Below are 20,008 nucleotides of genomic sequence, written 5' to 3'. Positions count from 1 at the left end.
TTCATAAAAAGGGCGGGAATTTCATGAATCGTTACGACGAAATTATCTGGAAAAGGAACAAGCTGATCTGTATCATCCTGTGGGTTATTGTAGCTATAGGTTTTGGTATGTCCTTTTTGGCACCAAAGTTGCTTGTCTCCAATGGTGTAGCTGTATTGTTTACCGCTTGGGTGACATACGCCAATGCCAAAAAGAAGCATATTCATTTAATCCCATGGCTGTGCACGATCCTGATTACCACATGTGGAGTCTATGCAGGCTGGGGGAGTGTTAATATCACTTTAAGTCTGGTCATCACTTCGGTGTTGTTGCTCTACCCTGACAAAAAACTGTTCACTACCGGATTTATCGTACTTCTCATCATTAATATTATACAGGTCGTTCTGGTCGAGACACAGAGCTCCGAAGAGTTTATTGGCCATATCGTTGACGTTGGATTGTTTGCGCTTACCGGAGTCATTCTGATGCTGGTTTCCCAGTTGAATCAAAGACTCTTCCGGGATAGCGAAACGCGCTGGCAAGAGGTGGAGCATTCCAAAATGAGAGTGGAAACGATGCTTGAAAAAGTCAAAGAATCCGTAGAAGCACTATCTCGGTTCACGGATCAATTGAAACGAAAAGTAACGGAAACCGGCTCCATTACCCATGAAGTGACGCTTGGATTCAGCGAAGTGGCCAAAGGTGTTGAATTCCAGGCTACCAGTGTGGCAGAAATCTCAGAGTCCTTGTCCATGTCGGATCAACATATCCGTGATGTTGCTAGCTATTCGCAGCAGATGAAAGAACTGTCGGCCAGCATGGCAGCGAGCACGGAAACCGGCAGCACACAGATGGATCATCTGAATGTTCAGATGCAGGAACTGTATGAAACGATTGATACCACGGCTGATGACATGAAAAAGTTTAACGAGGAAAGTGAGTCCATGTCGCTGATGCTGAACAGCATCTCGGATATTGCAAACCAGACAAATCTGCTTGCGCTTAATGCAGCAATTGAAGCAGCGCGTGCAGGTGAACATGGACGTGGATTCGCGGTGGTGTCTGAGGAAGTTCGTAAGCTGGCAGAACACTCGGGTCAATCGGCTAATGATATCGCAACTATTTTGTTCCGTTTGAAAGGACAGACACAGGCGCTGACGGATCGATTCGAACGTATTCGCCTCGCTTTGCAAGCAGGGAAAGATAGTGTGCAAACGGCAGAAGAGGTCTTCCATACGATCAACAGTAATTCGCAGCAAGTATTGAATCAGGCAGCAGATATCGAGAGCAGTTCAGTTACCATGAGGGAATCCTCTACAAAATTGGTTAATGAGGTTTCGGAGATTTCAAGTGTGACCCAGCAATCGAGTGCCGCTACAGAAGAGATTCTCGCCAGTATGGAAGAACAGCGCAATCTGACTCAGAAGATGGTGGACAGCTTCGGAGAACTGGAGCAATTGATTGTGGATCTGAATGAGTTGGTGTCGAGCGGAAACGAAGTACGTTCTACAACCGATACCTTATAAAATATGGGAGAAAGAAGAATATGTAAAAACGATTACTGACAGGAAGTTTGGGTTATTGGGGGAGCAGAACGTGAAGAATGCAGTAATGGAAAAAAGGACGGATAGCGGCGACCATACAGATTCAGCGAAGAATGAAAATCGCGATAGACGCATTCGTTTCTATGATCGGAACTCGCTTGATGATATGGACTGGCCCAACACGGAGGACGGCAGATATGCAAAAGCATATTTGGAACCCATGATATTGCAAGGGCCGCGGGACTTCATTATCAATGTAAGCACAACCCTGCTCATTGCCCGGATCGACGATCTTGTTCTTCCGATAACAGTAAATGAGACAGAGTACGATAATGCTTACGTTTGTTCTCCTTATACGCATTATGTGCGGTATGCCAAGCAGGAGTTGACGCTGCTTCGGAAACCGTTGCTGGAAAAAGGTTTATCAGCGCTGCTCACTGTGGTGGGGTGGGGAATGCAGCGATCACAGATAAATAAGGTTGTACATATAAACAATTGGCTGTTATCAACGAACCTGTATCCGGCCATGTCCGGTGAACAGGCAGTTTGTCTGCTCACAGCGGTAAGGGAGCGATATCCTGAGCATGCCGTCGTATTTCGCTCCTTGTGCCCAGGGCTTCACCCGGATCTGACGGACAAACTGAAGCAAGCAGGCTGTCAACTGATTCCAAGCCGGCAAATTTATTTGTACCGGGCAAATGATCCGAATTTCGGCAATGCGAAGTCGCGCTGGCTGCTGAAACGGGATTACGAATTGCTCGCCAAGCACGGATATGAATTCGTTTCCGAAGCGAATCTGACGGAGGAAGATATTCCGCGAATCGCGGAACTGTACAAGCTGCTATACCTTGAAAAATATTCTTATGATAATCCGCAATTCAGTGAGCATTTCATTGCTGCAGCAAAAGCTTCTGGAGCGCTGACCCTGTATGGTCTGCGGAAGGAAGGGCGTATCGATGCGGTTATGGGATACTTCTGCCGAAATGGGGTGATGACAACGCCGCTGTTCGGTTACGATACGGCGTTGCCCCAGTCCATCGGTGTATACCGCATGTTGTCAGCTTGCCTGATTGGACAGGCTCGTGAGAACGGCCATCTGCTGCATGAGAGTGCTGGTGCTGCGCAGTTCAAGCGCAACCGTGGCGCTGTGTCGGATTTCGAATATTCCGCCGTGTATGAGCGCCATCTGCCATTGGGCAGACGCTTGTGCTGGCTGCTGCTTGATCGGCTTTTGAACCGTGTGGGTGTGCCGCTGATGCGTCGGATGAAGCTATAAACATGCAAAATCAGCGCACTGACGCTGTCTTATACGGGGTGTGCGTGCAGAGTTGGCTCCCCACACAACAGGTCAGTCATCGTGAAGCGTACACTTATTTAGACTCGCCTCCATACATAAAGGTGCCTGATCAGATATGTTCGGCCAGTTGCACTTCGAAGCCATCCGGGTCGGTAATGTAAATAAACCGCAGATGCGGATTGGGCTGGACGGGGCCACGTGCAATCGGGATGCCTAATGCGGCGAGCTGCTCCATGGCTTCGTCCAGTGACCTTACCTCATAGCCGATCGACACACCAGCATCTTGCTTGAGGAGGGTATCACTGCCTTCGATTAGTTCCAGCTTCGTTTCATTTTCCGGACCTAGCATGGCAATCTGCCGTCCCCGGCTTTCGAATCTGCGCTGGATCGGAAGTCCGAGCATGCCGTGGTAGAAACGGAGCGATACTTCCAGATCGCGTACCCGAAGTGTAATCCAGTTTAATCTGATCAACATAGGTGAATCTCTCCTTTTGGCGTCATATTCATTAACGTTATGTTTATTATACGATAAGCTTGTGTATGGGCCTATAATGGCAACGAAAGGTTTAAGCAGTTGAGTTCTTCCACGCAATGAGGATTACGAGCGGCCAGAATCAGAACTTCCCGAGAGAAGTTGCATGTAAAAGTGAATTCGAAAAAAACTGCCCGAGAATATTCTCGGGCAGTTTTACGGAGCGTACCGTTCAATGAACGGGCTCTTTTTTTATTTAATCAGGTCAATCGCATCCTGTGGAACAAAGGCTTCTACGCCATTGTAGACAATTACGCCATCCAGGGTAGTCTTTTTGCCATTAACGAGCGCAACATTTTTGTAGATTTGCAGTTCAAGCTTGGTGCTTCCCTTGGTTACGAGGATTTTCGGATTTTTGGCATCCGTCAAATCCAGCTTGTACGTTGCCCCTTTGGCAGTGAAAGCCTTTTTCGCGGGTACAAACAATTGTTTGCTCACGCTATCGAGATCAAGGTTCATCACACGTGCCATGTATTTGGCTACGTCCGTATTGTCGATGACACCGAAAGGTCGATCATTATTTGGAGCGTACGTATACAGGACAACATCTCCGCCTGTGTGACCGCCAGTGGTCCAACCAATTCCGGAACGTTTGCTGATCATCGGTCCAACCGTATAATTGAGGCTGCCCGGGCTGGCCGCTTTAATGGCAGCGATTTCCTCGGAAGTCAGGTCGGTAATGCCATAGTATTGCTTCATCACCGCTTTGATGTTGGTACGTTTGGCATTCAGCTTGGATTCCAAACCTTCGCCTGTTAGCTTGGCCTTTTTCAGAGGTCCGATAAAGGTAGACAGCTGCTCTTTATCATAAGTGCCTGTAGTTGAGGCGTTACCAATAGTCAATCCACCGTTTTGGTGGTCCGTAACAGCGACAACGACGGTTTCTTTATCTTTTTTGGCAAAATCCATGGCTACTTTAACAGCATCGTCAAATGCCAGCACATCACTGATAATGCCGACTGGATCGTTGGCATGCGCTGCCCAGTCCACTTTGCTGCCTTCGACCATCAGGAAGAAGCCGTCTTCGTCTTTGGAGAGAACTTCAATGGCTTTAGAAGTCATCTCGGCGAGGCTTGGTTGCTTCGCTGGATCACGATCCATGTTATAGGCCATGCCTGCCGGTGCAAACATACCCCACAGCTTGCCTGATGTGGAAGCTTTCATCGCTGCCGGAGTCGTTACGTAATCATAGCCCAGTGCTTTGATAGATGAGACGAGATTCTCGCTATCCTTGCGTCCCGCAGGCTCCAAATAACTGCTTCCTCCGCCAAGCACAACATCCATACCGTTATAAACCTGTTGTTTGCTCAGTGCATCATAGTTTTTGCGATCCGGATAGTGAGCCGAGAAGTCAGCTGGTGTGGCGTGCATAATTTCGGATGTCGCAATAATGCCCGTTGCTTTGCCTGCCAGTCTCGATGCTTCCAGGATAGAAGCGACCGGTTTCTTGGCATCTCCCGGAGCGATGGCCTTTTGTCCAGGCATTGTCGCTTTATCCGGCAGTACACCGACATATCCTGTATGTGATTTGTGACCTGTAGCAAAGGCTGTTCCCGCAGGGGCCGAGTCCGCAATCGGCGCATCCGCAGAGTGTGTACGAACCATGCCACTGGCCATGGAGTCCAATGTCAGAGAGGATCCCTTATACCAGCGAGCCAAAGCTGTTGCGTCGTTCGCCATACCGTCCGGGATCAGGATGATAACATTTTTGATCGGTGAAGCAGATGAGGTGGTGTCTTCCACAGCCCAAGCTGCACTACTGCCTCCCAGCGTAGCCGTAACAATCGTCGTTACCGCGAGCATCATTTTGGCTGCACGGGTATTGAATCGGTTTAACATGAACACATCCTCCTAAATAATATGTATAGTTTGGTATCCAAGACCAGTGTATACAATGAATGCTAAACGAGCGTATGTATTGCATTAACTAAATGTAAATTTTACGATTAGAGAAGAACTGGACAGATTGCAGCATCCTCTTGTATGTTAGGGGAAATCAGGCGGCACAGGTAGTTCATTATTCCATTGGTCAGAATAGGTTCTAGAGGTGGTCAGAGCTTATCCTATTGTTAAGGGGGTGAAGATACTTGAAGCAGGATCGGATGAAACATAGACAGGTTCGAACATTTCAACCTCAAACGCTGCAACAGACAACATATGGGCCAATTGACGGCAGAACCTACGAGCAATTCGATACGCTGGGTTGGCTTGGTGTTCCTTATGCCGTTCCTCCGGTAGGTGAATTGCGCTGGAAAGCTCCGCGTGAACCGGAGGCATGGATGGAAACAAGATCAGCCAAGGAATTCGCTGCAAGCAGTTTGCAATTATCCGGTATAGATACTACAGGCAGTGAGGACTCGCTATATCTGAACATCTGGCGTCCGGATACAATCAGCTCGAAGCTTCCGGTTATGGTATTTCTGCATGGCGGCGGAAATATGACGGGATCAGGCAAAGATTTTCAGGGGGAACAGCTTGCGCGTAATACGAACAGCATTATTGTTTCGGTAAACTATCGATTGGGAGCCCTTGGATTCTTTCAACATGCTGCATTGAAAACTGGAAATGCCCTAGATGATTCGGGCAATTATGGTTTGCTGGATGCATTACGTGCCTTACAGTGGGTTCAGGATAATATAGAAGGTTTCGGTGGAGATACTGCCAATGTTACGTTGGCCGGACAGTCTGCGGGAGCACGTGACGTCCTGGCAGCGATGATCTCACCGCTTAGTAAAGGGCTGTTTCAGAAGGCAGCTGCTTTCAGCGGCGGCCTGACCACTGCTGCACCGGAAGAAGGAAAGCAGAAATCCGAGGATGCCCTCGTTAAATTACTCGTGGGAGAAGGGATAGCGACTTCTGTGCAAGAAGCGAAAACATGGATCGGCATTCAGTCTAAGTCACTGCTGGAGAGTTATCTGCGTGAATTGCCTGCGGACAAACTTGTCACTGCATTTGGTTCAACGGCAATCCGGATGGAGTCATTCCCGCATCTGTTTCGTGATGGGTCGGTCATTCCAAAAGAAGGTTTCGAGGCTATTGACAGCGGTAACTATGTACAAGTGCCTGTATTGCTCGGCAGTCTGGAAACGGAGTTCTCCAGCTTTGCTTTAGGTGATGAGAACTTTACACCCTCGATTAACGATGAAACGCTGTTCACCGCTGAGACCAAGGCAGAGCAGTATGCTGCAGCCCTGAAATACGGTAGTGAGGTTTATGCTGGTTTTAATGCAGAGCGGGTGGCTGAACGCTTGACAAGTAAAGCAGGGCTGCCGCCAGTATATGCCTATCGTTTTGCTTGGGGTACACAGCCAAGAGTTATCTCGGAAAGACTACAAACTCTGCTGGGGGCATCACATGGAGCGGACATGGATTTCTACACAGGACACGCAGACGGGGTAGCCGCCTCTTTCCCTGAAGGCTATTTTAGCGAAACCAATAAACCAGGCCGTGAGGCGTTGTCTGCCGCGATGACAGCATATCTGAAACAGTTTCTGTACACTGGTAACCCAGGCAATGGCGGATCTTCGGAACTAGCGACATGGACACCTTGGACCAAAGATGCCAAAACACCAATCATGCGTCTGGACGCAAGCAATACTACTACAGAGATTGGAATGTCCACACAGTACAATGGAGGCAAAGAAGTCGTGATGGCAAAAATGAAGAATGAATTGTCTGATGAGACTTACAAGCTGCTAACAGAGAGTGTATTTGCGGGACGTTTCTTCTGGGAATAAAGGCTGCATAGCTAGATATGTCTATCGTTAAAAGGATTGGTGTCCTACAGTAGTTGAGTCACGTGAAAGGACGCGAGAGAATGATCTCTCGCGTCCTTTTCTAGTTATAGGAGAATACCTAATTTAGTTGTTCAGAAGACATCTGATCTATTTTTTTGCAAAAAAACTAAGTGTTCCCGTACTCTCATCTGCACTCACAAACAGGTCGCGTCCATTGACACGATGAATTCCTTCCGGTGACTCTCCAGCAGTGGGGATAAGCCCCAGATATGCAGGATTTACCGGATCAGCAAGATCGAAGAACAAAATGGCATCTGCTCGTTCGGAAGCGACCGCTGCATAAGTTTTGCCTTTAATCGTAGCAACCGTCAGATTCTCGACTTCACTACCTTTGTTCGGACTGCGATCATCCGGGTATAAGCCAACCTGGGCTGTTGCTTCATCGATAAGGTTCTCACTGTCATACAGCCGTTTGCCCTGCAAATCCCAGACAGCAATGTTGCGTCCGCCTGCTTTTACACCATCATCAAATTCATTTTTACCCAAATCGCCTTCATTGGCGGTCAGCAGATATTTACCGTCAGCAGAGAAAGCAATGCCATCCGGCTCATAACGAGCAGTCAATTTCTCGGTAAACTGGACTACGCCATCATCTTTCAAATCGGCAAGATGTGAAGTAGTCCCCAGCGCAAAGATGGAGGTAATCTGCTTCGTTTGCAGATCAACGATGGCAACGGCATTGTTTTCCTGTAACGTAATGGCCGCTGTTTTGCTGTCCGGACTGATCGCAACATACTCCGGTTGTGGATCATGCGGATAACTGACTCCAGCTACATGATCCAGAGAAACGGGCAAGTTGGTGATCTCACCTTCCAATACGTTTCCGCCTGCAAAAGAGACAATCATAATGCTGCCTGGACGTTTCGCATTCGCATAATCAATTTCATCGGCTGCTTTGTTAATCTCTTCATCTTCAATGGCGATAACCGCATGCAGCCCATCAGGGGACAGGGCAATGGAGTCAGGTCCTATACCAAGTTCATACGTCTTGACTGTTTTGTAAGTTGTGAGGTCGACAACCGCCAGCAATCCCTGACTTGCTTCCGTGTCTGTATCACCTGTACGTATGACCGCCAGTCCATATTTGCCATCCTTGGATACCGTTACGCTCGTTACTTCCGCTTTGGCGGAGAGTTCATGGAAGCTGATGGTACGCAGTACGTGGATATTATTCAAATCGGCAATATCCACGACGGAAATGCTGCCATTGTCCGCTTCGGTTACGAGCAGCCGTTGTCCATCCGGAGTGGATGCTGATATTTCAGCTTTGCCGCCGGGCATTTGAAAGGAAGCTGTACGTTCAAATCCGGTTTTATTTTGTTCGAGGATCAATTGATCCGTAATCAGCTTTATTGTTTTTGGAGATACATAGGTTGTTCCTTTGGTGATGTAGCTTTTACTATCGAGGGAGGTGTTCACACCATTAATGGTAGCTGAGGATGTCCCTACTGGGATTTGTACTTTAGTGCTTCCAACCTGAATATCGACACTGCGACGCTTTCCGTCCCAAGTGACCGTTCCTTGCATATTTTCGATAGCGGTACGTAAAATCACATGATCGTTGACGGGTCCAGATGCGTTAGCCGCACTGACCATGGATGTGTAACTTGTTGCTCCTGCCGTTAAGATGGCTGTCATAGACAGGACGGCTAGCCACTGATTTCTCTTTTTCAATGTAACAGATCCCCTTTACCGTTTCGTATGTATGACATGTACTGTTTTAGTATAGATTTGAAATGTTATGAAAAGGTAAAAGTATAAAGGGACTTGTGTAAACTGAATATGAATTTAGGTCGGGGACTGGTGGAAAAGAAGAAATTGAGGTAGAATCAAGTGAGAATAATTCTCATTTGTCTCATCCTTTTTATGAGGATCATGATTAAGATATAGACGAGGTGAATACACATGGGCTTTGATTCGTTAGCCGTTGTATACCAGCATTACTTAACGCAGGAACCATTCAGTCAGCAGGATGAAAACACGTACCTGCTCTCCGCTAAAGCGGGCAGTGGCAATATTAAAAGAGTAACCACGTATAGTGGTATCGAAATTGTGTATTCTCAGATTCATTATAGTGAGCCGTGTTCTACGTTCTTTGCGTCGAATATTCCTATCATTGAGCTGCAGTTTGCCTTGTCAGGTGCGCGTTATGTAGACATATCCGGTCAGGAATATACGCTGTCCACTGGACAGGGAGCACTTCTGATGATGCGTGATTTTGAAGCCTGGTTCCATCCGCCTGCGCAGGAGAATTATACTTCTTTTGCTCTCGGGATTCCGATCTCGTTGTTCAATTATGCGGGTGCACATTTGGCCACAAGCCAATGCATTCGGTTTCAGGACATTTTGGGACATCGTATTTTCAAACCCATCGTATTTCAGTTGGATCAAAGAATACGAACGATGATTGACAGTCTGATTGTGGAATTGAATAACCCCTATAGATCGTCTTTAATGATGGAAGCGACCGCATTGGAGATATTGAATCGGTTTATGATTCAGCTGTTTGATCTGGCGCCGATTCCAGCGGGGTTCTCTAGAGAAGATATACGGAAGCTGCATACCGCTCGGGAGATTATGGAGGCTTGCATGGTGGACCCACCATCCTTATTGGCATTATCCAAACAGGTGGGCTTGAATGATTTTAAATTGAAAAAAGGCTTCAAGGCGCTGTTCGGTACCACCGTCTTTGAATATTTACGCCAGATTCGTCTGGATAACGCCATGAAATTGCTGCGCAACCAGGAGAACAACGTCACCGAGGCAGCGATAGCGGTTGGTTACAGTAATATCAGTGCCTTTTCCCAGCAATTCTATCGCAAATTCGGCGTTAAGCCTTCGGAAATGAAAAAAATATATTAATAATCCGTCTTACCGTCAATTGTTCCGTATGGGGGCAGTCGAGTTACACAGAGCCTTGTATACTCCAGGTACAGTGGATACTGTACTGATAAATAAAGGAGTGTATGAGCGTGAACAGAATTAGAGGAAGTATCTTTTTTAGCGTGTTTGCAGCCATGTTGGGTCTTATGCTTATTGCTCCCATTATGCCGCCGCTTATTCGCGAATTAGGAATGAAAGAGAGTCATTCCGGGCTTATTATTTCGCTCGGGTCAATTGCAATGGCTGTAATGGCTCCGGTGTGGGGCAGATTCAGTGATCTGAAAGGCAGAAAACCAATTATATTAATTGGATTCATAGGTATGTCTGTCAGTTGTGCTTTGTTCGCTTTGGCCTTGTATGGTGGATTGAATGCTTGGATGGGAGGGGGTCTCCTGCTAACCCTTCTGATTGTGACGCGTAGCTTGATTGGAGCATTCATACCGGCGGTGCTGTCTTCTTCCCAGGCATATATGGGAGATGTGACAGAAGGGGAAGAGCGAGGAAGCGGCATGGCGATTATTAGTGCAGCCAATGGGATGGGACTCGTATTTGGCCCTGCGATTGTAGGGGCTTTTACCATCATAGGTCTGCTGTGGCCGCTATATTTTGGCATCTTTATTGCCATTGCTGCCTTTATCATCGCGTTGTTGCTTATTCCAGCAGCCAGACCCGTCATTCAGGATAAACCGCCGAAGGTCAACCCGTTCCAACGCGGATTACGAATGTACCTTGCTGCAGGATTGGTGACGATGGTTGGCATTATGACGCTGCAAGTCATTGGCGGATTTTATTTTCAGGATCAACTCAGTCTATCTCCAGCCGCAACAGCCAGAATGGTTTCGTTTGGGCTCATGTTCTCCGGGGCAGCGATGCTGATCATGCAGGTGATTCAGATGAAGTGGCTCAAATGGCGGCCGCGGCCCATGATTCTGCTCGGTTCTCTTTTTCTGATGGGAAGCATGGTTCTGTTTCTGGTCTCAACTCAGCTGTCCATCTATTATTTCTCATTTTTCCTGTTCGGTATGGGTTCGGGTCTGATGATGCCTGGTTTTATGGCGGGAGCTTCTCTCTCTGTCAGCAAAGAACAGCAGGGCGGTGCAGCCGGATTGGTTGCAGCGATTCAGGGCATATCGGCCGTGATTACCCCATTGCTGACAACAACGCTGTATCAAGTAGATAAACATATTCCGTTTATGCTGGTAGCCCTATTGGTTGTTGTCATGGGCGTAGTCATGCTGGGGATGAAAACGAATCAACCGAGTTCGGTAACCGGGTAAATTAGGAAGGGGCTAGTATACAGCTGGACGAATCTGGGCCGCATTCTATTGCAGTTCCAATAAATGCGGCCCGCCAGCTGTTCCAACCCCACCAACCGTTATCCAAATCTGATCTTGAGCACACGCACGCAGCTTTACTTCGCAATCGGATTGGAAGTTCACTCGAAAAAGCCCGTGCTTGCACCTGAAAACATAAGACTTCACTTGGCCTTGATCATCTCACAGCCGCAGCCTGCATCAGCTTGTAAATCTGGCGGGTCGTGTTTACGTTCCGGACCGTCATATATTTGTACACCTTGGAGCCTATGAGCTTGCTCATACCACTCTTGGTGACAAGTTCTTTACTGACGGAATATAAAATGGCTCCGGGAACATATAGCAATGTGCCGATTTCCGGTTTGATGGGTAGCTTGTCCAGCACTGAAACGTCATTCACCTCATCCCAGAGGAACATGACATCACTTTTAGCCATCGCATCATTGGTCCATTCCTCCGGCAGTGCCTGAACAACAGTCCGGACTTCATCCAGATTACGTACCATCACCTTGATCTGTAAGCCAAAATCGACAGCTATGGCTTGTTCAAGAATCTGGGCTAATTCCGCATTCGCATTGACGCGATCCTGATGATCGGCAAAGATAATATTGCCTGAGTTGATATACGTCACCACATCCAGCAAGCCCGCTTGTTCAAACGTTTCTTTCAACTCTTTCATATTGATTTTATTGTTTCCGCCTACATTGATGCCTCGAAGCAAAGCAACATAAATCATGTTCACGCCTCCATATCCCTGGTTGGGTCCTGTACTCTTGGGACCTTGTAAATGTATGTTTTATTTCTAACCATTAGCGAAACGACAAATACTCCAATACATGCGCCACATGCTCTTCTCCCAGCAAATCATTCAATCGAGGTTCCACAAGCTCCAGATATTCGGGTTTGGTTTCGTAAGATTCCTCATCCTTCAATTCTCCACCATAAGTCCGTGCAGCTTCTATCAGGATAGCGACTGCGGTAAAAAAGTCAGACAATGACTCAGCGACCCGTGTTGGTTCGCCGCCTTCAAAGGCTGCATACACAGGCGAGTCAGGTGCTGCTGTGTCCACAATCAAGGGATCATCATTCACATTGGCGATGACAACATGACCTGGTTTCCATGAGGCAGCTTCCTCATAAGGCTCGTTCATGCCGACCCATCGATAGCCTAACTGCTGCCGATACAGATGTTCAGGTGCAACGAAGAAGATCACGGCTGCATCACCGATTTCGACAGCCGCATTTTTCAACTTGAGTGTACCTTCGGCCTTCGCATCGACCATCTCATAGTGATTTGTATAGATATTGAAGCTCTGGGGAGAGAGGAATTCGTTCGTCCACTTCCGGTTGATGATGTTGTGTGAGAGGACGAAGATCATGGTTTTTGAAAAGTCCATAAGCTTCATTATATAAGTTCTGCTGTTCCACAAAACGGGTTAAGGCAGCTTCCAGTTGTTGCATGGGGATTGATTCCTCCTGGTCTTCTGGTATGTGTTCTTGCCTAAGTAGCTACTCCGTTGATCATAAGAATTATACTATATCAGAATGGGAAGGGCTTACAGATTTATTCAGTCTCAACGGGCATCAGATGGAGGATGGGCTGAGCTACAGCAGGAAAATTAATATTTATTATTCATTTCCCAGCATTTTCCGATATAATAACTTAATAGAACGAAAGCAAGAGGATACTACCTCAGAGAGGTGATTGGAATGACGGTTGACGTCCTAGTACGCAACAATGTAAAGGTACTTGGTACCGGCGGGCAAACCATTGTGTTTGCTCATGGGTTTGGATGTGATCAGGATATGTGGCGCTATATCGTTCCGAGTTTTATGGATAACTACCGTGTCGTTTTGTTTGATTACGTAGGCTCGGGCCAATCTCAAATTGACTATTATGATGCTGACAAGTACAGCAGTCTGCAAGGATACGCACAGGATGTGCTTGAAATTATGGAAGCGCTCAATCTGAGAGACGTCGTATTTGTCGGGCACTCTGTAAGCAGCATGATTGGCATGCTTGCATCCATTCAGGCAGCAGAATATTTTAGACGTATTGTAATGCTGGGGCCTTCTCCCCGTTACGTAAATGATCTTCCGAATTATTACGGCGGTTTTGACCGACGCGACATAGATGAGCTGCTGGAGATGATGCAGATGAATTTTGTTGGTTGGGCGAGTTATCTTGCTCCAATCGTGATGCAGAATCCCGAGCGGAAAGAACTGACAGTGGAGTTGGAAAAGAGCTTTTGTTCAAGGGACCCGCATATTGCGAGGCAATTTGCCGAGGTGACGTTTTTCTCGGATTGTCGGGATGATCTGGTGCGGGCTTCTGTACCCACATTGATTCTCCAATGCTCAGACGATAGCATCGCTCCAGTTGAAGTGGGGGATTACTTGCATGCCCATCTGAAGAACAGCAGACTTCTACAGATGACGGCGAAGGGACATTATCCTCATTTGAGTCAGCCAGAAGAAACAAGTCGTTTCATTAAAGACTATTTGCAGAGCGTGTAAAGTAAAAGGAGAGGAAAGGGCAATTTTCCATGGACCTACAATTAGATCTGGCACCTTGCGGATACTTCTCCATCTCTGACTCGGGCATCATTCAATCCATTAATCAAGCCATGCTGGGCATGCTGAAATATGAACGCACCGAGTTGTTGGGGAAGCATATTGAGTCGACGATGTCGGTGACCAACAAGTTGTTTTTTCACACGTATTTTTACCCATACATCCAGCTATATGGTCATGTGGATGAAATGTATTTCTCGTTTCGCACCAGCGATCAGCAGGATGTTCCGGTTCTTCTGAACGGGGTTCGCCAGACTCGCAACGGAGAAAGCATAATTGACTGTGTCGTAGTGATCATGCGCAAGCGAATCGAGCATGAGAAGGATATATTGCAGACCAAAACAAAGCTGCAGGAATTATATCAAGCTACGCATGAGGCGAATAAGGAGCTTGAGCGATTGCATGAGGAGTACAAGTTAAAACAGCAGGCATTAATCAAAGTGAATGATCAGTTGGAGACGATGGCTTCTACGGATTTGCTTACCGGACTTAAGAACCGCAGATATTTCCAGGATAAAATGGTTGAAAGCCTGACGTTTTTTCGGGACTCCCAACGTTGTTTTTCCCTGCTGGTCGTTGATATTGATCATTTCAAAAATATTAATGATACGTACGGGCATCCGATCGGGGATTTGGTGCTCGGCAATCTGGCGGGCCTGCTGCAATCAGTGTCACGCAGTACGGATGTGGTCGCGCGTTATGGCGGAGAGGAATTTGTCATTATTCTTGCGGATTGTGATCAGGAGCAGGCGATGCATACAGCAGAGCGATACCATTCACAAGTCGCTTCCGCTGATTGGGGCGAATATAACATCACGGTGAGTATCGGTGCAGCTACTGTGGCGGAGGAAGACACGGAGCAGTCCCTGTTCCAAAAAGCGGATAAGGCGCTGTATGCCTCTAAAACCGGAGGAAGAAATCGGGTGACACATGCGTCAGAAGCAGAGCGTAACGACTCAAACCTTCATAATTAAATGATAACTGTCGATATAGTATTTAATGCTATTATCCAAATTAGAGGAAGTGAGCACATCATTATGAATCAGGTTGAGGCTGTTTTGGCTGCAATGCCGTTCATTCGGGAAGCTGCACGTCAGGATGTATCCATCTCGGTAATGGACAGGGAGAAGTTTTTGTTTTTCCAATCTGGGAATGCCTTGAAATATGATTTCATGGCAGGAGATCCGCTCCCGGATATCCACAGGGATTTTAAGATGTTACAGAATGAGTCGAAAACAAGGGAGCATTATCCGGCCGAACTATTCGGTATCGCTGCGGATTCTTATTTCCATCCCATCAAGAACGAGCAGAATGAAATAGAAGCAGTGATTTGCATTACATACAGTATGGATACGCAGGATCAATTGAAAAAGCTGATGAATCAGGCTGACGAAGTCACCGGCCGACTGATTGAGGGCATTCAGCATGTTGCTGCTCATTCAGAGGAATTGAGTGCGACTTCGGAAGAAATCTTGAGTAATACGAAACGGGCGGTTGAGGATTCCGGAAACGTTAATGAGGTCGTTCTATACATTAAAGAGATTTCGGAGCAGACTAATCTGCTTGGCTTGAATGCTGCAATTGAAGCAGCGCGGGTCGGTGAGGCCGGGGCAGGATTCGGGGTGGTCGCCACCGAAATTCGTAAGATGTCTACGGGAACCAAAGAAGCTACCGGACGGATTGAGCAGTCGCTTGACGCTGTAAAAAAATCCGTATTGAGCATGGAGCAAGAGATTGCCCAGATTTCAGTTTCTTCGCAAGAGCAGGCGAAGCTGGTCACAGAGTTTATGAATGTGATCGATCAATTGAATGAAACAAATCACGGCTTGCGCAGGCTGGTCGAAAAAATAACGGATGACGTGGACTAATTCCGTCGATACATGAACGAAACGCTCAACCACAGATGTGGTTGAGCGTTTCTTATTTGCTTCGGGATGAACTTGGGTCAGCTTCCTTTTAGGAATACTGTTTATTCAGCAAAGCAGTATCGTAGTATTCTTCAAATGACTTGATCTTGTTGTGTTCAAATTTGAAGATTTGCACGTAAATGCCGTTATACTTGATTTTTTTGTCGTTACCCCAGGGTCCGTTGGCAGTGATGTCGATGTTGCTCCGTGTTTTGGTAACAATGGTATTCGGATTTTCGCCGACCATAAACTCGTCAATCGTCCATTCGAATGTACCTTTCATATCAGTGAAAATCGGATTGAAGAAGCTTTTAACAGCGTCCCAGCCTTCTTGAACAGCATTGTGCAGGACGGCGACTTCTGCTGTAACAAACGGTGTAATCACAGCCGGGTTTTCCTCAACCCATAGTGAATAAAATTGGTCGGTATCACCCAGATACAGCGAGAAAAATTCTATAATGACATCCATGTTTTTGCGGGCGTCTTCATTTGCAGTATCCATTGACGCGTTAACGGTTACATTTTTGATCGTTTTGGAATCCATATATTCCACTCCCCTTTCACAACAAAGTATAAATTAAAGAATCTCAAATCATAATAGACTGTTTCAGTAGAGTGTAAAAAAACTGTACAAATACGTCGATATGTAAAGAGAATGGCCAAGACACCATAGGAGCGTTAGAAACTCAGGAGGGAGATACCTATGCTTAGAAAAATCACGCCTAAAGAACTCCTGGCTGAATCCCTGATTGATTTGGCCAAACGGAACCCGATTCAATCCATTACCGTCACCAACATCACGGATCATTGTCAGGTAAGCAGACAGATGTTCTATTATCATTTTTCGAGCAAGTACGATCTGATTGCCTGGATATATAGTGACAAAGCGGATAAAATCATCAATCAATATATTGAGAAGGAGCCCTGGGGACGAGTAGCCGGAAGAATTGTAGCGTTTATTAAAGAGGACTATCTCTATTTCAAAAAAGTATTTGACGACGATACACATTTATCTTTTTATAATATTATTTTTCAGTATACGGTCGAGTGCCACACCAAGCATATCCAGAAAAAATTGGGTCTCGCCTCATTGCCTCCGGATATTCTGTTTGCAATCCAGTTTAATGCCTACGGAGGAGTCAATGTCACCAAAGACTGGCTTGAAAACGGCATGAGGGAATCCCCCGCCGAATTGGGGGAATTAATTTTTTCCGCCATGCCTCAGCCTATTAGAACGTATTTTAACAACGAATCGTAGAATCACTTTACCGGCATTATCCAGTCACTCTTTCCGGTTACTCGTGGCTCATAAATCCATATCCCTTGGCAGGGGAACTGGCTTGGAGAGTGAAGTCTTCGTTGGCGTCATCCATAAATTTCGGATTCACATACAATGATTGAGCATCATTTCCTGATCCCTCGACGTAGGAGGTGAAGCCGGCATACTCCCTGTTTTTCCAGATCCATAGCGCATCTTCTTGTGGTGCAGGGGAGTAGTATACGTTATGATCAAACACATTCCCCGAATTACTGGTGTATTCATTGTAAATGAGCACGTCAGAGCTATTTGATACGAGAATGTTCCGCTTGAACGTATTGTTCTTCGTTTGGGCTTGCATGAACAGCTGCCCATTGCCAGCATCCAGCAGGTCGTTATCAACTATTGTATTGTACATAATCGTACTGCCCTCGGTAGAACCGCGTTCCTCATCATAGCCGCCCATGGCGATGCCTGTCAGCCTGTTATGGAAAATGAGATTATCCTGCAACGTAATGTTGCTCGTTGAACGTCCGGCGTGCTCCGAAGCAATCTCGATCCCGATATCGTTGCGGTATACTCGATTATGGTCAATGATATGATTTTTGCCTCCATCTACATAGATTCCCCCAGCAGAATTGCTGTCATTGGGGAGGTTCGTTCCATAGGAAGGGTTGAGATTGGAAGAAATATTATAGATTTCGTTTCCTCGTACAATGCCGTTTCGCGCCTGATCATAAGTGTCATCCTCGGATGTACCTTCATATCCGATCAGATCAATACCAATGTTGTCGCTGTCATGAATGGTGTTGTCCAAGATTGCAAACGTATCCACATTCCCGTTGACTGCAAGTGTCTCACTTGAACCGAGCACGAGATCATACAGTTCATTATCCTTGATCATAATGTCCCGTAAGGCTTGAGGATGCTCCGTACCATAAATTGCAATTCCATGGGCATCCCGACCCTGCAAATCCGGTCCTGAGGGCTTGGCATCATTTGCAATGGAATGAACGGTGTTGCCCAGGACTTGAATGTGTTCCCCGGCTCCGTGAATATAGATGCCAGTAGGCACTTGACCCCGAAGAGAGGTTGTAAAGTTGCGGATTTCGAGATTTTGAATCGTAATAAAGCTGGCACTTTCGACTTCAATTAAACCTTCTATACCGCGTACGGATAGACCTTCACCATCGATGACGGCCTTCTCACGAGGATAGCTAGAGAAAAGGGTAGGATTGCCGGAGGCATTGCCGCTTCGGGTTATTTTCACCTTTTGATGATATACCCCTTCCCGTAAATAAACGATACTGCCTGGATTGGCATGATCTGCAGCATGCTGTAGCGTTCTCCAAGGTTCTTGAATGGTTCCTGTATTCTGGTCATTTCCATCGGGTGCTATGTAATACATTTCTTTGGTGGCGGGTGTTTGAACCGAATCTGGTGAAGGCATGGAAGAGCCCTCATCCTGACAACCTGTTGCGAGAAGCATTAGAATCAGGGCCAGAACGTATTGTGTGACTGTACGAAGCAAAGTGTTTCCTCCTTATGAATTTGCTATAAAGTTTGATTATAGCAGATTTGAATGGAGGAATAGGGGCGTGATATGCTCATAGACAACTAGCATGAGTGGAAGAATGGAGGATTACGATGTGGAATGGTATTTTTGAATGGGAATGGATAAATCCATAGGGGGGGAGCAAGCAGAATGTAAAGTAGGCTGAAGGGAGCAATAATTATGCATAAATTAACCGCAAACGAATTAGTGGATCGGGAGAATCATGCTTGGGAGGAACTCAAGGAACTGTTGGACCATGGACAAAATAAATATACCTATGTTCCTGCACAGCGAGAGGTCGGAGAGGACGCGCTTTATCGCCTACAAGTAAGCACTAAATCCTATTTGGGGGCTGTTGCCTATGAGACAGCGGGCATTGTGCTGGATGATGGCTGGATTACGTTGCTTGGATCGGGAGGTGATCAAACCTTCGGGAGTCTGACCAGTTGGAATGGTGTGGCTGACAAGCCTTGTGTACCCGCACTGGAAGGCATGATGGTCGTCGCTTACGATGCTGCGGGTGGATTTTTCGGAATGGATACGGGTAAGTATGGCTGTACAGGACATGTATACTATTTTGCCCCTGACACGCTGGAATGGGAATCGACAGAACTGGCTTATTCGGGCTTCATCAACTGGTTGGCTAATGGTGATCTGGAGCAGTATTATCAGACCTTTCGCTGGAAGGGTTGGCAGAACGACATGGTACAGCTTCAGATAGGACAAGTATTCGCCTATTATCCACCGCTTTGGACGGAAGAGGGCAACGGCGAGAGCAGCAGCAAAGCTCCTGTAGCTGTGGAAGAAGCCTGGAAAGCAGCATTGGCTGGGAAATGATGTGCTATGACAGGATTGTACGGAGGGAGTGTATGAATAATTTGAATATCGATAACATTCAGAAGCATTACGGCATTGTGTTTCCGCACGAATATCTGGAGTTTCAACGGGAGGCCAATGGTCAAGCATTTGATATGATTGAAAATGGAGAGGTCATCGACTGGGAGATTCGTTTCTCTGCACTCGATAATCAGTTCATTGCGAATAACATCAATCTGGTAGATGACGTGAATCCCGATCCACGACGGATTATTCCGTTTGCTTGGAGTGTCAGCAGCGGCAACAACTACTTATTGGATTACCGAAAGAATTCAGAATCTCCTGCCGTACTGGTTATGGACCATGAAGAAGCGATGGTACGCGAAGATGCCGAGAGCGAATCAGAGACGCCGGAGGAAGCCCAGCAACTGCTGGAGGAAAATGTACGAGAGATCGCTGCCAATTTCAATGCATTCATAGCTTGTTTAAAAGCCAGACCGAGTGATCCAGTTGAGTGATTCACCGTTTGAATATCCTCGTGAACGACAAAAGG

Annotated in this window: 18 protein-coding genes; 11 read left to right on the top strand and 7 right to left on the bottom strand. The window is 46.7% G+C overall.

Going from position 1 to position 20,008, the window contains the following annotated elements; translation table 11 throughout:
• Positions 1-23 precede the first annotated feature (23 nt).
• Entirely contained in the window at positions 24-1,505 is a 1,482-nt protein-coding gene (locus P364_RS0102665) for a methyl-accepting chemotaxis protein (RefSeq protein ID WP_024628616.1), read from the top strand.
• Between the two features lie 70 nt (positions 1,506-1,575).
• Entirely contained in the window at positions 1,576-2,799 is a 1,224-nt protein-coding gene (locus P364_RS0102660) for a GNAT family N-acetyltransferase (protein WP_081717901.1), read from the top strand.
• 130 nt (positions 2,800-2,929) lie between these two features.
• Here the strand turns inward: P364_RS0102660 and P364_RS0102655 are convergent, their stop codons facing one another.
• Together P364_RS0102655 and P364_RS0102650 are read right to left on the bottom strand one after the other, a co-directional pair.
• Positions 2,930-3,295 carry a VOC family protein gene (locus tag P364_RS0102655; protein ID WP_029880667.1) on the bottom strand — a complete coding sequence of 122 codons (366 nt, stop codon included), beginning with the start codon at positions 3,293-3,295 and terminating at the stop codon, positions 2,930-2,932.
• Positions 3,296-3,544: 249 nt separating this feature from the next.
• On the bottom strand, positions 3,545-5,191 hold the full coding sequence (locus P364_RS0102650; RefSeq protein ID WP_024628613.1) for an alkaline phosphatase: 1,647 nt from the start codon (positions 5,189-5,191) through the stop codon (positions 3,545-3,547).
• Between the two features lie 248 nt (positions 5,192-5,439).
• Between P364_RS0102650 and P364_RS0102645 the strand changes: the two genes are divergently transcribed.
• Complete coding sequence (locus P364_RS0102645) at positions 5,440-7,089, top strand: carboxylesterase/lipase family protein (RefSeq protein WP_024628612.1); 1,650 nt, start codon at positions 5,440-5,442, stop codon at positions 7,087-7,089.
• 147 nt (positions 7,090-7,236) lie between these two features.
• Here P364_RS0102645 and P364_RS0102640 read toward each other — a convergent pair whose 3' ends face one another.
• Positions 7,237-8,823 (bottom strand): choice-of-anchor I domain-containing protein, encoded by a 1,587-nt coding sequence (locus P364_RS0102640; RefSeq protein ID WP_024628611.1) that lies wholly within the window; start codon positions 8,821-8,823, stop codon positions 7,237-7,239.
• Positions 8,824-9,054: 231 nt separating this feature from the next.
• Here P364_RS0102640 and P364_RS0102635 point away from each other — a divergent pair, with 231 nt between their 5' ends.
• Both P364_RS0102635 and P364_RS0102630 read left to right on the top strand, forming a co-directional pair.
• Positions 9,055-10,011: a helix-turn-helix transcriptional regulator gene (locus P364_RS0102635; RefSeq protein WP_024628610.1), complete on the top strand. Its 957-nt coding sequence runs from the start codon at positions 9,055-9,057 to the stop codon at positions 10,009-10,011.
• A 110-nt stretch (positions 10,012-10,121) separates the two neighbouring features.
• Positions 10,122-11,309 carry an MFS transporter gene (locus tag P364_RS0102630; RefSeq protein ID WP_024628609.1) on the top strand — a complete coding sequence of 396 codons (1,188 nt, stop codon included), beginning with the start codon at positions 10,122-10,124 and terminating at the stop codon, positions 11,307-11,309.
• 214 nt (positions 11,310-11,523) lie between these two features.
• On the opposite strand, the gene P364_RS0102625 is transcribed toward P364_RS0102630, so the two are convergent.
• Together P364_RS0102625 and P364_RS35015 are read right to left on the bottom strand one after the other, a co-directional pair.
• Positions 11,524-12,081 (bottom strand): DUF1697 domain-containing protein, encoded by a 558-nt coding sequence (locus tag P364_RS0102625; protein WP_024628608.1) that lies wholly within the window; start codon positions 12,079-12,081, stop codon positions 11,524-11,526.
• A gap of 73 nt (positions 12,082-12,154) precedes the next feature.
• Positions 12,155-12,751, bottom strand: coding sequence for a hypothetical protein (locus P364_RS35015; RefSeq protein WP_236642204.1), 597 nt, complete (start codon positions 12,749-12,751; stop codon positions 12,155-12,157).
• A 304-nt stretch (positions 12,752-13,055) separates the two neighbouring features.
• Between P364_RS35015 and P364_RS0102615 the strand changes: the two genes are divergently transcribed.
• From P364_RS0102615 to P364_RS0102605, 3 genes are all read left to right on the top strand, one after another.
• Positions 13,056-13,862, top strand: a complete 807-nt coding sequence (locus P364_RS0102615; RefSeq protein WP_024628607.1) for an alpha/beta fold hydrolase — start codon at positions 13,056-13,058, stop codon at positions 13,860-13,862.
• Positions 13,863-13,891: 29 nt separating this feature from the next.
• The gene (locus tag P364_RS0102610; RefSeq protein WP_024628606.1) at positions 13,892-14,893 is read left to right on the top strand and encodes a sensor domain-containing diguanylate cyclase; all 1,002 of its coding nucleotides are present in this window, start codon (positions 13,892-13,894) and stop codon (positions 14,891-14,893) included.
• 63 nt (positions 14,894-14,956) lie between these two features.
• Positions 14,957-15,787: a methyl-accepting chemotaxis protein gene (locus P364_RS0102605; RefSeq protein WP_024628605.1), complete on the top strand. Its 831-nt coding sequence runs from the start codon at positions 14,957-14,959 to the stop codon at positions 15,785-15,787.
• Between the two features lie 88 nt (positions 15,788-15,875).
• Here the strand turns inward: P364_RS0102605 and P364_RS0102600 are convergent, their stop codons facing one another.
• Positions 15,876-16,370, bottom strand: coding sequence for a nuclear transport factor 2 family protein (locus P364_RS0102600; protein WP_024628604.1), 495 nt, complete (start codon positions 16,368-16,370; stop codon positions 15,876-15,878).
• Between the two features lie 159 nt (positions 16,371-16,529).
• Here P364_RS0102600 and P364_RS35995 point away from each other — a divergent pair, with 159 nt between their 5' ends.
• On the top strand, positions 16,530-17,084 hold the full coding sequence (locus P364_RS35995; RefSeq protein ID WP_024628603.1) for a TetR/AcrR family transcriptional regulator C-terminal domain-containing protein: 555 nt from the start codon (positions 16,530-16,532) through the stop codon (positions 17,082-17,084).
• A 37-nt stretch (positions 17,085-17,121) separates the two neighbouring features.
• Here P364_RS35995 and P364_RS0102590 read toward each other — a convergent pair whose 3' ends face one another.
• Positions 17,122-18,615, bottom strand: coding sequence for a right-handed parallel beta-helix repeat-containing protein (locus P364_RS0102590; RefSeq protein WP_024628602.1), 1,494 nt, complete (start codon positions 18,613-18,615; stop codon positions 17,122-17,124).
• 204 nt (positions 18,616-18,819) lie between these two features.
• Here P364_RS0102590 and P364_RS0102585 point away from each other — a divergent pair, with 204 nt between their 5' ends.
• Positions 18,820-19,476 carry a DUF2625 domain-containing protein gene (locus tag P364_RS0102585; RefSeq protein ID WP_024628601.1) on the top strand — a complete coding sequence of 219 codons (657 nt, stop codon included), beginning with the start codon at positions 18,820-18,822 and terminating at the stop codon, positions 19,474-19,476.
• A gap of 32 nt (positions 19,477-19,508) precedes the next feature.
• On the top strand, positions 19,509-19,973 hold the full coding sequence (locus tag P364_RS0102580; protein WP_024628600.1) for an SMI1/KNR4 family protein: 465 nt from the start codon (positions 19,509-19,511) through the stop codon (positions 19,971-19,973).
• Positions 19,974-20,008: the final 35 nt, after the last annotated feature.

The sequence above is a fragment of the Paenibacillus sp. MAEPY2 genome (assembly GCF_000499205.1).
GTDB classification, from domain to species: domain Bacteria; phylum Bacillota; class Bacilli; order Paenibacillales; family Paenibacillaceae; genus Paenibacillus; species Paenibacillus vandeheii.
This window is presented reverse-complemented; position numbering and strand designations above follow the sequence as displayed.

What these genes read in the sequence shown, in the direction of transcription:
- P364_RS0102600 (WP_024628604.1), bottom strand. Translation starts at nt 16,370, where the DNA reads ATGGATTCCAAAACGATCAAAAATGTAACCGTTAACGCGTCAATGGAT.
- P364_RS0102635 (WP_024628610.1), top strand. Translation starts at nt 9,055, where the DNA reads ATGGGCTTTGATTCGTTAGCCGTTGTATACCAGCATTACTTAACGCAG.
- P364_RS0102605 (WP_024628605.1), top strand. Translation starts at nt 14,957, where the DNA reads ATGAATCAGGTTGAGGCTGTTTTGGCTGCAATGCCGTTCATTCGGGAA.
- P364_RS0102580 (WP_024628600.1), top strand. Translation starts at nt 19,509, where the DNA reads ATGAATAATTTGAATATCGATAACATTCAGAAGCATTACGGCATTGTG.
- P364_RS0102615 (WP_024628607.1), top strand. Translation starts at nt 13,056, where the DNA reads ATGACGGTTGACGTCCTAGTACGCAACAATGTAAAGGTACTTGGTACC.
- P364_RS0102610 (WP_024628606.1), top strand. Translation starts at nt 13,892, where the DNA reads ATGGACCTACAATTAGATCTGGCACCTTGCGGATACTTCTCCATCTCT.
- P364_RS0102665 (WP_024628616.1), top strand. Translation starts at nt 24, where the DNA reads ATGAATCGTTACGACGAAATTATCTGGAAAAGGAACAAGCTGATCTGT.
- P364_RS35995 (WP_024628603.1), top strand. Translation starts at nt 16,530, where the DNA reads ATGCTTAGAAAAATCACGCCTAAAGAACTCCTGGCTGAATCCCTGATT.
- P364_RS0102655 (WP_029880667.1), bottom strand. Translation starts at nt 3,295, where the DNA reads ATGTTGATCAGATTAAACTGGATTACACTTCGGGTACGCGATCTGGAA.
- P364_RS0102585 (WP_024628601.1), top strand. Translation starts at nt 18,820, where the DNA reads ATGCATAAATTAACCGCAAACGAATTAGTGGATCGGGAGAATCATGCT.
- P364_RS0102625 (WP_024628608.1), bottom strand. Translation starts at nt 12,081, where the DNA reads ATGATTTATGTTGCTTTGCTTCGAGGCATCAATGTAGGCGGAAACAAT.
- P364_RS0102650 (WP_024628613.1), bottom strand. Translation starts at nt 5,191, where the DNA reads ATGTTAAACCGATTCAATACCCGTGCAGCCAAAATGATGCTCGCGGTA.
- P364_RS35015 (WP_236642204.1), bottom strand. Translation starts at nt 12,751, where the DNA reads ATGAAGCTTATGGACTTTTCAAAAACCATGATCTTCGTCCTCTCACAC.